Source organism: Mesorhizobium sp. USDA 4413, from assembly GCF_056280365.1.
On the sequence record NZ_JBVPRP010000001.1, the window covers coordinates 796425 to 813016 of the forward strand.

The window sequence follows — 16592 nt, forward strand, 5'->3', positions numbered from 1 at the left end:
CTCGAACGCGAGCGCTGGCTGTGACTCACGACCTCGATGACCGCATGCATTTCGCCATCGACCTGGCGCGGCGCGCCGGCGAGCTGGGGCTCAAATATTTTCGCGACCTCGACAATCTGGCCGTTGAGAGCAAGGGCCATCAGGACCTGGTTTCCGAGGGCGACCGCGAGGTCGAGCTGTTCATCCGCGCGGCGATCGCCGAGGCCTATCCGCAAGACGGCATCGTCGGCGAGGAGCATGCGGCGGTCACCGGAACAACCGGTCATGTCTGGGTGATCGATCCGATCGACGGCACGGCCAATTTCGTGCGCGGCATTCCCGCCTGGTGCGTGGTGATCGCCTGCGCCAGGAATGGTGAGACGATTGTCGGGGTCATCCACGAACCCTCGACTGGCGAGACGTTCTACGGTCGCCTGGGCGGCGGCGCCTTCCTCAACGGCAAGCCGATCAAGGCCAGCGATGCGGCCTCGCTGTCCGAGGGCGCCGTCGGCACCGGCCTTTCCAACCGCGCCTCGACCAAGAATGTCGTCATTCTCATCAGCCTGATCATGGCCGAGGGCGGCGTCTTCTACCGCAATGCCTCGGGCGCGCTGATGCTTGCTTATGCTGCTTCCGGCAGGCTGCTCGGCTATATCGAGGAGCACATGAATCCCTGGGACTGTCTCGCCGGCATGCTGCTGGTCGAGGAGGCCGGCGGCAGGGTGCTCAAGGCCGATCCGAAAACGGTGGTCAGCCAGGGCACGCAAGTGATCGCCGGCGGCAAGCACATCTTCTCCAGGCTGCAGCTGCTTGGCGAGAGTTCCTTCTTGCCTACGCGCTGACGCTCTGCGCGACCGGGCCGAGCGGCCGGCAGGAATTGCGGATCATCAGCCGGCCCTTCAGCACGAGCTTTCTCGGCGGCGCGTCGCGGTTGCCGGCCAGCCGGTCGAGCAGGAGGTTCGCCGCCTGCTCGCCGATCGCCTGCACCGGCTGCGCCACCGTGGTCAGCTGCGGCACGAACACGTCCGACCAGGGAAAATCGTCGAAACAGGCGACCGAAATGTCCTCGGGGCAGCTGAGGCCGATATCGCGGATCGCCTTCATGGTGCCGATCACCATCGGATTGTTGGCCGAGAAGATCGCGGTCGGCCGGTCGTGCAGTGACAAGAGCTGCATGGTCGCGTTGTAGCCGTCGATCTCGTGGAAATTGCCGGAGCGTATGAGCTCCTCCGTCACCGGCAGGCCGGCCGCCTGCAGCGCCTCGCGGTAGCCGATCATGCGGTCATGCATGGGGGATATGTCGGATGTGCCGGTGATGTAGCCGATGCGCCGGTGGCCAAGATGGATCAGATAGGTGACGGCGTCGAACACGGCGCGCTGGTTGTCCAGCACCACCGCGTCGGTGTCGACGCCTTCGCAGAGGCGGTCGAGCAGCACCACCGGCACATTGGCGTCCTCGACGATGCCTTTCAGAATGCCGCCGTCGCCGACGCGCGCCACGATCAGCCCGTCGACCATGCGGTCGAGCAAAAGCCGGATCTGCTCGTCCTGGGTGTTCAGGTCCTCGTCCGTGCAGCACAGCATGACGGCATAGCCGGCGCGGTCGAAAGCCTGCTGGATGACCGAGACGACATCGGTGAAGAACGGGTTGGTGATGTGCGGCACGGTGAGGCCGACGGTGCGCGTAGTGCCCACCTTCAGGCTGCGGGCGATGGCATTGCGCTTATAGCCGATATCGCGGATCGCCTGCTCGATGCGCTGGGTCAGCTCGGGGCTGACGGTTGCCGTGCCGTTGAGCAATGCGGACACTGTGGCGACCGACACACGCGCCGCCTCGGCTACGTGCAGCATGGTCGGCGCCGTGGATTTCCGCTGTTTTTTCCGTCCTGACGCCGTCATTTTCGAAACGTTTAGCCACCCTTATTTGGCTAAACCTACGTAAACCCGGCATTTTTCGCAAGAATTGAATTGCATCAATCCTCAGCAGCCAGATAGGCGCTTGACACATTCGAAACGTTTAGATTAGCGTCGGTCAATCGAAGACGACGGAGGGAGGCCGTCCTTTGCCATGCAGCGCGCTGGCCCCATCACGACGGAAAACAAGGCGGCCGACGGTCCAGCCGTCGTCCTGGGCGCGACGGGCATTTCCAAGCGATTTGGCGGCATCACCGCGCTGTCCGATGTGAACCTCGACCTCAGGCCCGGCGAGGTGCATGCGCTGATGGGCGAGAACGGCGCCGGCAAGTCGACGCTGATGAAGATCCTCTCGGGCGTCTACACGGATTACGAAGGCACTGTTGCCCTCGATGGGCAGACGGTTCATTTCACCGGTGTGCGCGACGCCGAGGACGCCGGCATCGCCATCATCCACCAGGAGCTCAACCTCGTCCCCGAGCTCAGCGTCGCCGACAACATCTTCCTCGGCCGCGAAAAGCTGATCGCCGGGCTGGTCGTCGACCGCAAGGCGAGCAGCCGCGCGGCAAAAGCGCTGCTGCAGCGTCTCGGCATCGAACTCGATCCGGAAGCGCGCGTCGGCACGCTGAGGGTCGGCGAGCAGCAGCTGGTGGAGATCGCCAAGGCGCTGTCGAAATCGGCGCGCATCCTGATCATGGACGAGCCGACCTCGGCGCTGTCGCCGGCCGAGTGCGAGCGGCTGTTCCGCATCATCCGCCAGCTCGCCGCGAGCGGCGTAGCGATCGTCTACATCTCGCACCGCATCGACGAGGTCATGCATCTGGCAAGTCGGGTGACGGTGCTGCGCGACGGGCGCCATGTGTTGACGCAGGACATGGCGGCACTGAACGAAGACGCCATCATCTCGGCCATGGTCGGGCGCGACCTTCTGGCGTCCTCCGATCACGAGCGCGGCAGCGGCGGCAAGGCGGTGCTGTCGGTCAGGAACCTGTCGCTGTCCAAGCCCGACCGGCATGGCTGGCGCAGGGTGATCGACGGCGTCGGCTTCGACCTTGCGGCCGGCGAGATCCTCGGCATAGGCGGGCTGCTTGGGTCCGGCCGCACCGAAATCCTGGAGGCGATCTTCGGCTCCAGCGAAGGCCGCACCGGCGGCGAGATCAAGCTCGACGGCGTGCCGGTCGAGATCGGCTCGCCGCGCGAGGCGCGCCGGCTCGGCATCGCCCTGGTGACCGAGGACCGCAAGACGCAAGGCCTGCATCTCAAGGCCTCGATCACCGACAATGTCGCGCTGCCGCTGGTCGGCGCGTTGGCCCGCTTCGGCCTGCGCTCGCGCTCGGGCGAACAAGGCCTGGCGCGAGAGGCGGTTGGCGCGCTTGGCATACGCTGCGAAAGCATCGAGCAGGCCGCCGGCACGCTTTCGGGCGGCAACCAGCAGAAGGTGGTGATCGGCAAATGGTTGGCGACGCGGCCGCGCGTGCTTCTGCTCGACGAGCCGACGCGCGGCATCGATGTCGGTGCCAAGCGCGAAATCTACGATCTGATCTTCAAGCTCGCCGGCGACGGGCTGGCGATCGCCGTGATCAGCTCGGAACTGCCCGAGCTCCTGCATCTGGCCGACCGCATCCTGGTCATGGCGGAGGGCCGCCAGCGCGGAATCCTGTCCCGCGCCGAAGCCAGCGAGGAAGCGATCATGCGGCTTGCCGCGCCGCGACGTACCACGAGACCTGCCGCATGAACCTAATCAGCCTTCTCTCCCGCACCAAGCTCTACTGGGGGCTGATCGCCATCTTCCTGATCGGCGTGTTCGGCTCGCCGATCAGTTCCAAGGGCAACAACATCTTCCTGTCCTACGGCAATCTGCTCGACGTGCTGCGCCAGGTGTCGACCACCGGTCTCATCGCCACCGGCATGACGGCGGTGATCCTGACCGGCGGCATCGATCTTTCCGTCGGCTCGCTGATGGCTATCTGCTCGGTGGTCTGCGCCATGCTTCTCACCGTGCCGGGCCTCACGCCGTCGGCGGCGCTCGGCGTGCCGACGACCGCGCTGGTGGCTCTCTGCCTCGGCGCGCTTGCCACGCGCTTCATCCTGCTCAACATCGAGAAATCCCGCGCCGGCGCGGAAGCCCGCCGCGACATGCGGCTGGACAAGGCGCGCGGACTGATCATTCCGGGCGTCGTCGGCGTGGTGCTGTGCTGCCTGTCGCTGTGGTACCTGCTGCCGCAGGTCGAGACCAAGTTCGGCGTGCTCGGCGTGCTTCTGGTGGCGCCCTGCGTCGGTCTTCTGTTCGGCACCATCAACGGCTTCATCATCGTCGCCGGCCGCCTGCAGCCCTTCATCGTCACGCTTGCCATGATGGTGACGGCGCTCGGCATCGCGCGGCTGACGGCCGGCCAGAACAATGCCGTGCTGCCGGTCTATACCGGCTCCAACGCCACCGCCGAGTTCGAGATCCTGCGTTCGCTGGTGTTCGGCGTCGTGCCGATGCCGGGCCTCTTCTTCCTCGGCGCGGTGGTGATCTGCGGCGCGGTGCTGCGCTTCACGCCCTTCGGCCGCTATGTCTACGCCATCGGCGGCAATGAGGAGGCGGCGAGGCTTTCGGGCATCGCTGCCGGACGCGTCAAGATCGCCACTTATGCCGTGTCGGGCCTGCTCGCCGGCATTGCTGCGGTGCTCTACGTGGCGCAATACCGGCAAGGCAAGCCGGATGCCGGCGCCGGGCTGGAGCTCGACGCCATCGCCGCCGTGGTCATCGGCGGCACTAGCCTGATGGGCGGGCGCGGCAGCCTGATCGGCACCTTCTGCGGCGTGCTGATCTTCGGGCTGCTCTCCAACATCCTGCAGCTGCACAACATCAATTCGAACCTTCAGCTGGTGCTGAAGGGGGCGATCATCATCGGCACCGTGCTCGTGCAGGAGCGCAACGCCGGCGACATCTTAAGCTATCTGCGCCTGCCCGGCGGGCGGACGGCGCAAAAGGGAACGGCCGCGGCAAAACGGCCGTCACAGGAGACCTCGTCTCTATAATCCGGAGGAAACAGGACCATGAAACGACGTGATATGCTGAAGCTTGCCACCTTCGCAGTGGCACTTCTGACGACGACCGCTCTCTTTTCCAGCGACGATGCCTTTGCCCAGGACAAGAAGTGGAAGATCGGCTTCTCGCAGGTGACGACCATCGAGCCCTGGCGCGCCCAGTTCAACAAGGACATCATCGCCGAAGCCGCCAAGCACCCGGAAGTCGAGCTGATCATCACCGACGGCGAGGACAAGACCGAAAAGCAGGTCGCCGATGTCGAGAACCTGATCCGCCAGGAAGTCGACGCGCTATTGGTGTCGCCGAAGGAATCGGCCGGCCTCACCGGCGTCGTGCAGCAGGCGATCGACGCCAAGATCCCGGTCTTCGTGCTCGACCGCAATGTCGACACCAAGGACTACACGCAGTTCGTCGGCGGCGACAACAAGCTGATCGGCCGGGCGGCCGGCGAATATGCCGTCGAGCTCCTGGGCGGCAAGGGCAAGGCCTCCGGCAACGTCGTCGAGATCTGGGGCGGCATGGGCACGCAGCCGGCGCATGACCGCCATGACGGCTTCCATGAATTCACCGACAAGGAGCCGGGCATCAAATATCTGCTCGACCAGCAGTCGGGAGACTGGAAGCAGGACCAGGCCTACAACATCATGGCCAACGCGCTGAAGACCAACGAGAAGATCGACCTCGTCTACGGCCACAACGATCCGATGGCCTATGGCGCCTATCTCGCGGCCAAGGATGTCGGGCGCGAGAAAGACATCAAGTTCATTGGCATCGACGGCCTGCCCAACGAAGGCGTGCAGATGGTGAACAAGGGCGAGCTGACGGCGACCTTCACCTATGTCACGCCGGGCGCCGAGGGCCTGCGCCAGGCGATCAAGTTCCTCAACGGCGAGAAGGTCGAGAAGACCATCACGCTGCCGACGGAAAGGATCACCAAGGACAACGCCGCCAAGATCCTCAAGGACAACGGGCTCTAAGCCCGCAATCCCCTGCCGGGCCACGCGCCTGGCAGGGCTTTGCCCGAGCGCGCTTCCCATAGCTTGCCGCCGGATGGCGAAGCGTCGCCGCAACACCGATTTTCCGCTCTTTCGCGACCGAAAGTCACGCCCGCCCGGACAAGTCCTGCCCCCGCCGGGAGGCGGTTCTAAGCGCCGCCAACGACGCCGGGTCTAAAAAAAGCAGCGGGAACAACGCGATAGCGCGGGCTCGCGCCGATCGCGCAGCAAAGCGCGCCGCATCGCTTCCCTGGCCTCGCCGAGACAATGAACAGCTTGCGCAGAATGCTTGCGCCTCGTATCGCCTGTTCTTATATACGCGCCAGCCGTCCGGCCCCGTAAAGCGGGGACGTGACGGGATTTCTTGTGAACAGGGGCTTTCGTCGGAACGCCTTTTTCAAGGGTCCTGAGAGCCTGCTTAGAGGAGAGACCAGAACAATGGCAAAAGTTATCGGTATCGATCTCGGCACCACCAATTCCTGTGTCGCCATCATGGACGGCAAGGATCCCAAGGTGATCGAGAATGCTGAAGGCGCGCGCACGACGCCTTCCATCGTCGCCATTTCGAGCGACGGCGAACGTCTCGTCGGCCAGCCGGCCAAGCGCCAGGCGGTCACCAATCCGGAAAACACCATCTTCGCGGTCAAGCGCCTGATCGGCCGCCGCTATGACGACCCGGTGACGGAGAAGGACAAGAAGCTTGTCCCCTATAAGATCGTCAAGGGCGACAATGGCGACGCCTGGGTCGAGGCCGGCGGCAAGAAGCAGTCGCCCAGCCAGATCTCGGCCATGATCCTGCAGAAGATGAAGGAAACGGCGGAAGCCTATCTCGGCGAGAAGGTCGAGAAGGCGGTCATCACCGTTCCGGCCTATTTCAACGACGCCCAGCGCCAGGCGACCAAGGACGCCGGCCGGATCGCCGGCCTCGAGGTGCTGCGCATCATCAACGAGCCGACGGCCGCCGCACTTGCCTATGGCCTGGAAAAGAAGGACGGCAAGACCATCGCCGTCTATGACCTTGGCGGCGGCACCTTCGATATTTCGGTCCTCGAGATCGGCGACGGCGTCTTCGAGGTGAAGTCGACCAATGGCGACACCTTCCTCGGCGGCGAGGACTTCGACATGCGGCTCGTCGAATATCTGGCGGCCGAGTTCAAGAAGGAACAGGGCATCGATCTCAAGGCCGACAAGCTCGCGCTGCAGCGCCTGAAGGAAGCGGCCGAGAAGGCCAAGATCGAGCTGTCGTCGACGACGCAGACTGAGATCAACCTGCCCTTCATCACCGCTGACGCCAGCGGCCCGAAGCACCTGACGATGAAGCTCACCCGGGCAAAGTTCGAAAGCCTGGTCGAGGATCTCGTGCAGCGCACGATCGACCCCTGCAAGGCGGCGCTCAAGGATGCCGGCCTGAAGGCGGGCGAGATCGACGAGGTGGTCCTGGTCGGCGGCATGACCCGCATGCCCAAGATCCAGGAGATCGTGAAGCAGTTCTTCGGCAAGGAGCCGCACAAGGGCGTCAACCCGGATGAGGTCGTGGCGCTGGGCGCCGCCATCCAGGCCGGCGTGCTGCAGGGCGACGTCAAGGACGTTCTGCTGCTCGACGTGACGCCGCTGTCGCTGGGCATCGAGACGCTGGGTGGCGTGTTCACCCGACTGATCGAGCGCAACACGACGATCCCGACCAAGAAGAGCCAGACCTTCTCGACCGCCGAGGATTCGCAGTCGGCGGTGACGATCCGCGTCTTCCAGGGCGAGCGCGAAATGGCGGCCGACAACAAGCTACTTGGCCAGTTCGACCTGGTCGGCATCCCGCCGGCTCCGCGCGGCGTGCCGCAGATCGAGGTCACCTTCGACATCGACGCCAACGGCATCGTCAACGTCTCGGCCAAGGACAAGGGCACCGGCAAGGAGCACCAGATCCGCATCCAGGCTTCGGGCGGTCTGTCCGACGCCGACATCGAGAAGATGGTGAAGGACGCCGAGGCCAATGCCGAGGCCGACAAGAAGCGTCGTGCCCTCGTCGAGGCCCGCAACCAGGCCGAAGCGCTGGTGCATTCGTCCGAGAAGTCGCTCAAGGACTATGGCGACAAGGTCTCGGAGGCTGACCGCACCGCGATCTCCGACGCCATCGCCGCGCTGAAGACCGCGGCCGAGGGCGACGACCCGGCCGATATCGAAGCCAAGTCGCAGGCGCTCGCCGAAGCGTCGATGAAGCTCGGCCAGGCCATGTACGAGGCCTCGCAGAAGGAAGCGGCCGAAGCCGATGCCAAGGCGGATGCCGCCAAGGATTCGGACGTGGTCGACGCCGACTTCGAGGAAATCGACGAGGACGACGAGAAGAAGAAGTCGGCCTGAGCCGGTTGACGGCGAATAAGTGCAAAAGCCCGGCGCAAAGCCGGGCTTTTTTGCAACCCCAATCGAAAAAATGACGGAAAAACCCGGAGCGGCCCGGCTTGGTACTAGCATCCGGGAAACATCGCTCCTAAATCCAAGACCATGCCGGCAAAAATTGCCAACAATGCTTGAAGACATTGAGCATCCGGACAGCGGGAAAAAATGAAAGCTGATTTCTACGAAACGCTGGGCGTGCAAAAAGGCGCCGACGACAAGGAACTCAAGAGCGCTTTCCGCAAGCTCGCCATGCAGTTCCATCCCGACCGCAACCCCGGCGACCGTGCTTGCGAGCACAAGTTCAAGGAAATCAACGAAGCCTACGAGACGCTGAAGGACCCGCAGAAACGCGCCGCCTATGACCGCTTCGGCCACGCCGCCTTCGAGGGCGGCATGAACGGCGCCGCGCACGGCTTCGGCGCCGGCGGCTTCGCTGACATTTTCGAGGACATCTTCGGCGACATGATGGGCGGCCGCCAGCGCCGTTCGTCGGGCGGCCGCGAACGCGGCGCCGACCTGCGCTACAACATGGAAATCACGCTGGAAGAGGCCTTTTCCGGCAAGACGGCGCAGATCCGCGTGCCGGCCTCCATCTCCTGCTCGGAATGCTCCGGCAGCGGCGCCAAGCCCGGCACGCAGCCGGTGACCTGTGCCATGTGCCACGGCCACGGCAAGGTGCGCGCCACGCAAGGCTTCTTCTCGATCGAGCGCACCTGCCCGCAATGTCAGGGCCGCGGCCAGACGATTAAGGATCCCTGCCCGAAATGCGCCGGCCAGGGGCGCGTCACCGAGGAGCGCTCGCTGTCGGTCAACATCCCGGCCGGCATCGAGGACGGCACCCGCATCCGGCTTGCCAATGAGGGCGAGGCGGGCCTGCGCGGCGGACCGTCCGGCGACCTCTACATCTTCCTGGCGGTCAAGCCGCACGAATTTTTCCAGCGCGACGGCGCCGATCTCTATTGCAAGGTGCCGATCTCGATGACGACGGCCGCCCTTGGCGGTTCTTTCGAGGTCACCACGCTCGACGGCACGCAGACCAAGGTGAAAGTGCCCGAAGGCACCCAGAACGGCCGCCAGTTCCGCTTGAAGGGCAAGGGCATGCCGGTGCTGCGCCAGCCCAATGTCGGCGACCTCTATATCCAGACGGCGGTCGAGACGCCGCAGAACCTGTCGCGCCGCCAGCGCGAGCTTTTGGAAGAGTTCGAGCAGCTCTCCTCGAAGGACAACTCGCCCCAGTCGAGCGGCTTCTTCGCGCGCATGAAGGACTTCTTCGAGTCGTTCGGCGAAAACTGATCGTCACGGTCGCGGACGGCGTCGGAAGGGGCGGGCCGCTTCCCAAGCGTCGTCAACACCTTATGCCAGCTTGACGCCTTGCCTTGTCCCACCCAACTGCTAAGTAGCGGATCGGGGGCTGAGCATTGAGGAGAGCTCGTGATGGCACGTAGTCCCGGGTTGCGCAAAGCGCTGGCCGAAAAATTCGACGACGAGCTGAAGTTCTTCAAAGGCTGGATCGACAAGCCGAAAACGGTCGGCTCGATCGTTCCCACCAGTTCCATCACCGCCCGCAAGATGGCGTCGATCGTCAATCCGAGATCGGGCCTGCCCGTGCTCGAGGTCGGTCCCGGCACCGGCGTCATCACCCGCGCCATCCTCGCCCAGGGCGTGAAGCCCGAGAACCTCTACGCTGTCGAATATTCGACCGACTTCGTGCGCCATCTGCGCGGGCTCTATCCCGGCGTCAACGTGATCGAGGGCGACGCCTTCAATCTCGATGCCACGCTCGGCGACAAGCGCGACTTGGTGTTCGATTCGGTCGTCTCCGGCGTGCCGCTGCTCAATTTCCCGGTCGCCCAGCGCATCGCCTACATCGAAAGCCTGCTCGACCGCATTCCCGCCGGACGGCCGATCGTGCAGCTCACCTACGGCCCGCTGTCGCCGATCCCGGCAGGACGCGGCGACTACACGGTCGAGCATTTCGATTTCATCTTCCGCAACATCCCGCCGACGCAGCTGTGGATCTACCGGCGCGCGGCGCATTAGGGATAGGGGAGTAGGGGAGTAAGGCAGTAGGGGAATAGGGGATGAACGGTTCAGCTTCCACGCTCGCGCCCTACTGCCCTACTCCCATACTGCCCTACTCCCTTAGCGAAGCAGGCCAATGGCAGTAATCCCACGAATCCTTGTCTTCGCCGGCTCGGTCCGGACCGGCGCCTATAGCGGCCGGACCGCCGATGTGGCGCAGAAGGAGCTGGCCATGCAGGGCGCGGAGGTGACGCGTATCTCGCTTCGCGACTATCCGCTGCCGATCATGGACGAGGACCTGGAAAAGGAAAAAGGCATCCCGGAGAACGCCGTCAAGCTCGCCCGTCAGATCGCCGCGCATGACGGGTTGCTCATCGCGACGCCCGAATATAACGGCTCGATCCCGCCATTGCTCAAGAACGCGATCGACTGGGTGAGCCGGGTACGGCGCGAGGGCAGCCGCACCTTCAGGCCGCTAGCCGGCAAGCCTGTAGGGCTCTGCTCGTCGTCGGAAGGCAAGTTCGCCGGCATACGTTGCATCAACCATCTGCGCGCCGTGCTGGTGCGTTGCCAGATGGAGGTGATCACGCCCGAATGCTCGGTCTCCGGGGCCGGGGAAGCCTTCGCCGAGGACGGACAATTCAGGGACGCCAGACTACACCAATCGATGGAGCGCCTATGCCGCACACTGATCGAAACCTCGCGCATGCTGTCCACCCGGATCGAGGCATGATCAATTTCGCGGAGGCCGATACGATGCGAGACAGGCTGATCGTGGGGCTGGACCTGCCGACGCTGAAGGAGGCCGAAAGAACGGTGCGCGAGCTCGAAGGCGCCGTTTCCTTCTACAAGATCGGCTATCAGCTCGCCTTCGCCGGCGGACTGGACTTCGCGCGGGAGCTCGCCAGCGGCGGCACCAAAGTGTTCCTCGACATGAAACTGCTCGACATCGACAACACGGTGGCCAAGGGCGTCGAGAACATCGTCAAGATGGGTGTCTCGATGCTGACGCTGCACGCCTATCCCAAAACCATGAGAGCGGCTGTCGAGGCGGCCAAGGGCAGCGAACTCTGTCTGCTCGGCGTGACGGTGCTGACCTCGATGGACGAGCAGGACGTGATCGACGCCGGCTATGAATACGACCCGCACACGCTGGTGCTCAGGCGCTCCGAACAGGCGCTGCATGCCGGCATGGGCGGCATCGTCTGCTCCGCGGAGGAAGCAGAAGCGGTGCGCCGCATCGTCGGCCCCGACCTGGCGGTGGTGACGCCGGGCATCCGGCCGTCGGGCAGCGACCATGGCGACCAGAAACGCGTGGTGACGCCGGCCCAGGCGATCCGCAACGGCTCCAGCCACTTGGTCGTCGGCCGGCCGATCGTCGCCGCGCCGGACCGTCGCGCCGCGGCCGAAGCGATCCTCGCCGAAATGCAATCCGCCTGAGAGCCTCTTTCGCCAAACAAACAGGAGAACAGCATGCCGAAGGGATATTGGGTCGCCCGCGTCGATATACGCGATCCGGAGGGCTACAAGGATTATGTCGCCGCAGCGAAGCCGGCTTTCGACCGCTTCGGCGCGAAGTTCCTGGCGCGCGGCGGCGAGCATGAAAAGGCCGAAGGGCCGGGGCGCGCCCGCAACGTCATCATCGAATTCGAATCGCTTGCGGCGGCGCATGATTGCTACCACTCGCCGGAGTACCAGCGCGCCGTCGCAATCCGCCAGAAGGTGGCCGACGGCGAGATCGTGCTGGTCGAGGGTATCTAACGGAGCAATCTATTGGCGGCTGTCTCTGCCATCGCGTCTGCAAGGCTCATGCCCCATTGCCTGCGGCAATAGTCGCGGAAATCGAAACAGGGCAGGCCGGGGCAGACTTCGAACTCGATGAGATGGACGATGTCATCGCCCTCGACCCGGAAATCGACGGAAAAGACATCTTTCAGGCCGAGACCGCTTATCAGTTTCTGCGCAATGGCACGGATTTTCCGATCCGCCTCCGGCTGACTGGCGCCGACGGCCTCAAGGTCCGGCTCGACATAGGTGCCTGCATCCTTCGCGGCCTGGCCGGTGTCGCCGTAAAGCGCCATCGAGTCGGCCATGGTCTGAAAATCGCCGCCGGAATCGACGAAGAAGATGCCCAAAGCCTCGACGCCTGTTTCGGGTTTCAGACCGAGGAAGCTCGCCCGCACGTTGCGGCCGGCGACATAGGGCTGGACGACGACATCGTCGCGGTAACGCGAAAAAACCCGCCGGCTAAGCTCCAGCGCATGATCGAGATCGGTGATGCGCGAATCCGGCCAGATGCCGATCTTGGCGCCGAGGCGGTTCGGCTTGACGAACCAGCCCTTGGGCGAGGCCGGCGGTTCGACCAGCCATTCGCCGTTGCGGGCAAGGCCCGCTGCCGGCACCGGCAGGCCGAGCGTGCGGAGCACGGCGCCGGAGCGAAGCTTGTCCTGGCAGAGCGCGAAAAGCGAATCGTCGGCGCCGATGGTGCGCAAGCCGTTGAGGCGGGCGAGCGCTGGTGCCGCGCCGCCACGGAAATAAGCAATGCCGTCCGTCAGCGTCCAGACCAGAGTTTTTGCGGGATTGGCCTTTGCCAGCACAACCGCCGCCTCGTCGAGCTCGACAGGCTTGAAGGCGAGGCCGCGCCTTTCGCAAGCCTTGGCGAGTTGGCCAAATTCCGGCTTAAGGTCGGTCGATTGTGCAAGGTAGGACGCAATTTCGATGGCCCGTTCGGCCGGGTGGCCCTGCGCGACCAGCCGGTCGAGACAGGCCTTTTCCGGTTCGTAGACAAGGATCAGCGTCGGCTGCGGCATCGAATGCTCCGGGCGAAATCAGGCGCTACCATTGCATGGCCGCAGCGGCCGGCTTGCGGGAAACCGACCGGGCCAGGGCGATTGCCTGATAGTGCTGGACGGTCTTAAGCGATCAGCACGTGCGGCTCGAAGCGGCCTTTGACCGGAATGTCGAGCAGGAAAGTCATGCCGGCCTGCGGATCGAGCGCGCGCTGCTTCTCGTCCTTGCCTTTCCAGGCGGAGGTGACCGCCAGCCGGTCGGCTTTGGCGCCGACAAAGGCCGGGCAGGAAGCCTGCGTCACCGGCATGGCGATCTCGCGCAGCAGCGTGCCGTCCGGCGCATAGGCCTTCACCGCCCTGCCGCCCCAGACGGCGTTCCACAGCACTCCGTCGCGGTCGACGACCGAGCCGTCGACATAGCCCTTCGAGGAGCGATGATCGACGAACACCTTTGGTTCGCCGTTGGGCAGTCCCGTTGCGGGGTCGCAGGCAACGCGCATCAGCAGCCCGGTCGCGGTGTCGGTGTAGTAGGCGATCGTCCCATCCTCGGAAAAGCAGATCGAGTTCGAGACGGTGATGTCGGAAAACAGCCGGCGCAGCTCGCCCTTGAAGAACCAGTAGATCGAGCCGGCGCCCTTCTCCTCTCCCTTGCCCATCGTGCCTGTCCACAAGGCGCCGCAGGGGTGCACGCGGGAATCGTTGGAGCGCGTCAGCGGATTGTCGGCCTCGATCGGCATGTGCAGCGTCAGCCTGCCGGTCCTGATGTCCCGGACCTGCAGGCCGGTCTCGGTGGCGATCAGCTGGCGCTCGTCGTCGATGATGGCAATGGCGCTGGCCATGACGCCGAGATCATGGATCTTCAACGCGCCGGCGAGCGGCTTTTCCAGAAGCTTGCCGTTGACGATGTCGAACCAGAACAGCGTGTCGGTTGCGGGATCGTAGCTTGGGCCTTCGCCGAGCTCGCAAATGTGGTCCGAAAAAACCGAAATGCCGTCCATCGTCATCCCCCGAAGGCTTCGTCCCAGGCGGCGACCGCGGCGCGGGCGCGCTGCGCCACCTCCTCGACCGTCGCGCCCGGCTTGTAGAGGCTGGACCCCAAGCCGAAGACGCTGACGCCGACCGCCTTATAGCCGGCGAAGTCCTTGTCGGAAACGCCGCCGACCGCGCCGATCAGCGTCGTTGCCGGCAACACGGCGCGGATGGCGGCAATGCCGCCGGCGCCCAGCACGCTGGCCGGGAAGAATTTCAGCGCCGAGGCCCCTAACTGGATCGCCTGAAAAGCTTCGGTGGGCGTAAACACGCCAGGCATGGTCACCATGCCGTGATGCATGGCGCGGCCCATGACCTCGGCATCGATGTTGGGGCTGACCAGCAACCTGCCGCCCGCCTCGTGCAAGGCGTCGACGTCGGCCGCCGTCAGCACCGTGCCGGCGCCGATCAGCGCGCTTTGCGGCAGCGCCTTGACCAGATCGGCGATGGAGACGAACGGCTCCGGCGAATTGAGGGGCACTTCGATCGCCTCGATGCCGGCGTCGTGGATCGCCCGTCCGATCGCCACGGCTTCCGATGGCTTCAGGCCGCGCAGGATGGCGACAAGCCCGCGTTTCAGCTTCGGGAAGGGTGCGGTCTGGCTCATGAAGCGCCTCCAATCATGCCGTTCTCGCGCGCGGCCTCGACGAGGCCGGCGCGGACCGCTTCATCGGCGTCTACCGTGCGGAAGGCAAGGCCGGCAATGCCAAGCGCCGCGCCATAAAGCATGGCCAGCGCGCCGGAGGCGACCAGCACGACCGGCGCTTCGCTGGCACCGTAGCGGCGCCTTGCCGAAGCGATCTCGCCGCCGATCAGCAGTCCGGATAGACATGCCGCCGCATCGGCGGGCTTAAGATCCTGCAGAAGCCCCGCGGCGCGGATGGCAAACAGTTTCGAGGTGACGTCGCCGCCTTCGCCCAGGGCTCGTTCGCACCACCGCCTGAAGAACGGGCTGTCCGCGGTAACCGTCGCGGGATGCTCGCCGAGTGAATGTTTCAGGATCGAGTGCGTGGCGAGCACGGAAAACAATTCCCCGGTCGGCCAGGTACCGAAACCTCCGACCGCGCCGTCCTCGACCGCGACCCATTTCGAATGCGTGCCGGGCATGCAGACGAGATGGCGTCCCTTTGCCGGCAAACCGGCGCCGGCAAGCTGGGTCTCCTCGCCGCGCATGACATCCGGCGCGTCGGCCAGGCGCTGCGCCAGGCCGGGCACGATGCGGATATCGCGGCGCGAGCCCTCGATGTGGGCGGCGCCGCGCAGGATGGCGCCGATCGGCGCCGGCACGGTGACATAGGGCGCCTCGATCCAGCCCTGCCGGGAACCGGCCATGCCGCAGATGATGACGGGCAGCGCCTCCGGCGCGCCCATGGCCCCAAGATGGCCTTCCAGCACGTTCGAAAAACCTTTTTCGCGGGCGGTGATCAGCCCGTCGTCGCCGCGCCGCTCGGCAAGCACTTTGCCGGAGCCGTCGAGCAGCCAGGCCCTGAGCCTTGTCGTGCCCCAGTCGAGCGCGGCGACCGCTGGTGCCGCGCTCACAGGAAGCCTCCATCGACGATCAGCATCTGTGCGGTGAGCATCCGCGAGGCGTCCGACGCGAGGAACAGCACCGTGCCGACCATGTCGTCGGGCTGCATCACGTCCTTGATGCATTGCTTCGCGACATGGGCGGCGAGCGCCTCGTCGGTGACCCAGAGCTCGCGCTGGCGCTCGGTGATGACCCAGCCCGGCGCCACCGCGTTGACGCGGATGCGGTCGGCGCCCAGCTTGCCGGCGAGGCCCTTGGTCAGGCCGAGGATACCCGCTTTGGCTGCGGTGTAGGCCGGCATATCGGGGTGGTTGATCAGATAGGATGTGGAGGTGAAGTTGATGATCGAGCCGCCGCCGGCGCGCTTCATGCCGGGCGCCACCGCCTGGGCGGTGAAGAAATGCGGCCGCAGATTGATGGCGAGATTGTTGTCCCAGAACTCGACCGTCACGTCTTCCACGGCGTGGCGGTCGTCGAGCGCGGCGTTGTTGACCAGCACCGTCACATCGCCATGCGCCTCGGCCGCTTTTGCTGCGGCGCCGCGCAGCGCCTCGATGTCACGCAGGTCGGCCTTGAGATAGAGCGGGCGGCGGCCGAGCTCCTTCTCCAGCCGGTCGGCAAGCGCGGTGCTTGGCTTGTCGGCTATGTCGATGAAGGCGACTTTCGCGTCCTGCCGCATGAAACCTTCGGTCAGCGCCGCGCCGATGCCGGAGCCGCCGCCGGTGATGAGCACCGAGGCGCCGTCGAGGTCGGCGAAACGTGCCGATGGCATCATGATCTCTTCTCCCTTTGGCCGGCGCGCATCCTAGCCAGACAAAGCGCGGGAGCAAGGGAGAAACGTCTGATTCCGACCAAATGTCAGACAAATGATCGACACCGCGCCATGATGGCGGCCGCCGGTCTCCGAA

General features: G+C 65.0%; 16 protein-coding genes. 10 read left to right on the forward strand and 6 right to left on the reverse strand.

Annotated features, from left to right (window positions below; all coding sequences use genetic code 11):
* Positions 1-20: 20 nt before the first annotated feature.
* Complete coding sequence (locus ACVMIM_RS04050) at positions 21-821, forward strand: inositol monophosphatase family protein (RefSeq protein ID WP_476110587.1); 801 nt, start codon at positions 21-23, stop codon at positions 819-821.
* Here the strand turns inward: ACVMIM_RS04050 and ACVMIM_RS04055 are convergent.
* A complete protein-coding gene (locus ACVMIM_RS04055) occupies positions 811-1830 on the reverse strand; it encodes a LacI family DNA-binding transcriptional regulator (protein ID WP_476110589.1) in 1020 nt (339 codons plus the stop codon). The genes ACVMIM_RS04050 and ACVMIM_RS04055 overlap by 11 nt on opposite strands.
* Positions 1831-2047: 217 nt before the next feature.
* Here ACVMIM_RS04055 and ACVMIM_RS04060 point away from each other — a divergent pair, with 217 nt between their 5' ends.
* The 9 genes from ACVMIM_RS04060 (at position 2048) to ACVMIM_RS04100 (ending at position 12099) form a co-directional block, all read left to right on the forward strand.
* Positions 2048-3628 carry a sugar ABC transporter ATP-binding protein gene (locus tag ACVMIM_RS04060; RefSeq protein WP_476110590.1) on the forward strand — a complete coding sequence of 527 codons (1581 nt, stop codon included), beginning with the start codon at positions 2048-2050 and terminating at the stop codon, positions 3626-3628.
* Positions 3625-4920, forward strand: coding sequence for an ABC transporter permease (locus ACVMIM_RS04065; protein ID WP_476110592.1), 1296 nt, complete (start codon positions 3625-3627; stop codon positions 4918-4920). The genes ACVMIM_RS04060 and ACVMIM_RS04065 overlap by 4 nt, the downstream gene beginning before the upstream one ends.
* Positions 4921-4938: 18 nt before the next feature.
* The gene (locus ACVMIM_RS04070) at positions 4939-5907 is read left to right on the forward strand and encodes a substrate-binding domain-containing protein (RefSeq protein ID WP_476110594.1); all 969 of its coding nucleotides are present in this window, start codon (positions 4939-4941) and stop codon (positions 5905-5907) included.
* 456 nt (positions 5908-6363) lie between these two features.
* A complete protein-coding gene (gene dnaK, locus ACVMIM_RS04075; RefSeq protein WP_040999357.1) occupies positions 6364-8280 on the forward strand; it encodes a molecular chaperone DnaK in 1917 nt (638 codons plus the stop codon).
* A gap of 201 nt (positions 8281-8481) precedes the next feature.
* Entirely contained in the window at positions 8482-9609 is a 1128-nt protein-coding gene (dnaJ, locus tag ACVMIM_RS04080; protein WP_040999359.1) for a molecular chaperone DnaJ, read from the forward strand.
* A gap of 141 nt (positions 9610-9750) precedes the next feature.
* Complete coding sequence (pmtA, locus tag ACVMIM_RS04085) at positions 9751-10356, forward strand: phospholipid N-methyltransferase PmtA (RefSeq protein WP_040999362.1); 606 nt, start codon at positions 9751-9753, stop codon at positions 10354-10356.
* Between the two features lie 118 nt (positions 10357-10474).
* Complete coding sequence (locus tag ACVMIM_RS04090) at positions 10475-11071, forward strand: NADPH-dependent FMN reductase (protein ID WP_476110597.1); 597 nt, start codon at positions 10475-10477, stop codon at positions 11069-11071.
* Positions 11068-11778: an orotidine-5'-phosphate decarboxylase gene (gene pyrF, locus ACVMIM_RS04095; protein WP_476110599.1), complete on the forward strand. Its 711-nt coding sequence runs from the start codon at positions 11068-11070 to the stop codon at positions 11776-11778. The genes ACVMIM_RS04090 and pyrF overlap by 4 nt, the downstream gene beginning before the upstream one ends.
* A 33-nt stretch (positions 11779-11811) precedes the next feature.
* Entirely contained in the window at positions 11812-12099 is a 288-nt protein-coding gene (locus ACVMIM_RS04100; RefSeq protein WP_476110601.1) for a DUF1330 domain-containing protein, read from the forward strand.
* Here ACVMIM_RS04100 and ACVMIM_RS04105 read toward each other — a convergent pair.
* From ACVMIM_RS04105 to ACVMIM_RS04125, 5 genes are all read right to left on the reverse strand, one after another.
* Entirely contained in the window at positions 12096-13148 is a 1053-nt protein-coding gene (locus tag ACVMIM_RS04105) for a D-alanine--D-alanine ligase family protein (RefSeq protein ID WP_476110603.1), read from the reverse strand. The two genes, ACVMIM_RS04100 and ACVMIM_RS04105, sit on opposite strands and share 4 nt — an antisense overlap.
* Positions 13149-13252: 104 nt before the next feature.
* Positions 13253-14125, reverse strand: a complete 873-nt coding sequence (locus ACVMIM_RS04110) for an SMP-30/gluconolactonase/LRE family protein (RefSeq protein WP_476110605.1) — start codon at positions 14123-14125, stop codon at positions 13253-13255.
* Between the two features lie 2 nt (positions 14126-14127).
* Entirely contained in the window at positions 14128-14763 is a 636-nt protein-coding gene (locus ACVMIM_RS04115; RefSeq protein WP_476110607.1) for a 2-dehydro-3-deoxy-6-phosphogalactonate aldolase, read from the reverse strand.
* Positions 14760-15695 (reverse strand): 2-dehydro-3-deoxygalactonokinase, encoded by a 936-nt coding sequence (locus tag ACVMIM_RS04120; RefSeq protein ID WP_476110609.1) that lies wholly within the window; start codon positions 15693-15695, stop codon positions 14760-14762. The genes ACVMIM_RS04115 and ACVMIM_RS04120 overlap by 4 nt, the downstream gene beginning before the upstream one ends.
* A complete protein-coding gene (locus ACVMIM_RS04125; RefSeq protein ID WP_476110611.1) occupies positions 15692-16459 on the reverse strand; it encodes an SDR family NAD(P)-dependent oxidoreductase in 768 nt (255 codons plus the stop codon). Before ACVMIM_RS04125 ends, ACVMIM_RS04120 begins: the two co-directional genes overlap by 4 nt.
* Between the last annotated feature and the right edge of the window lie 133 nt (positions 16460-16592).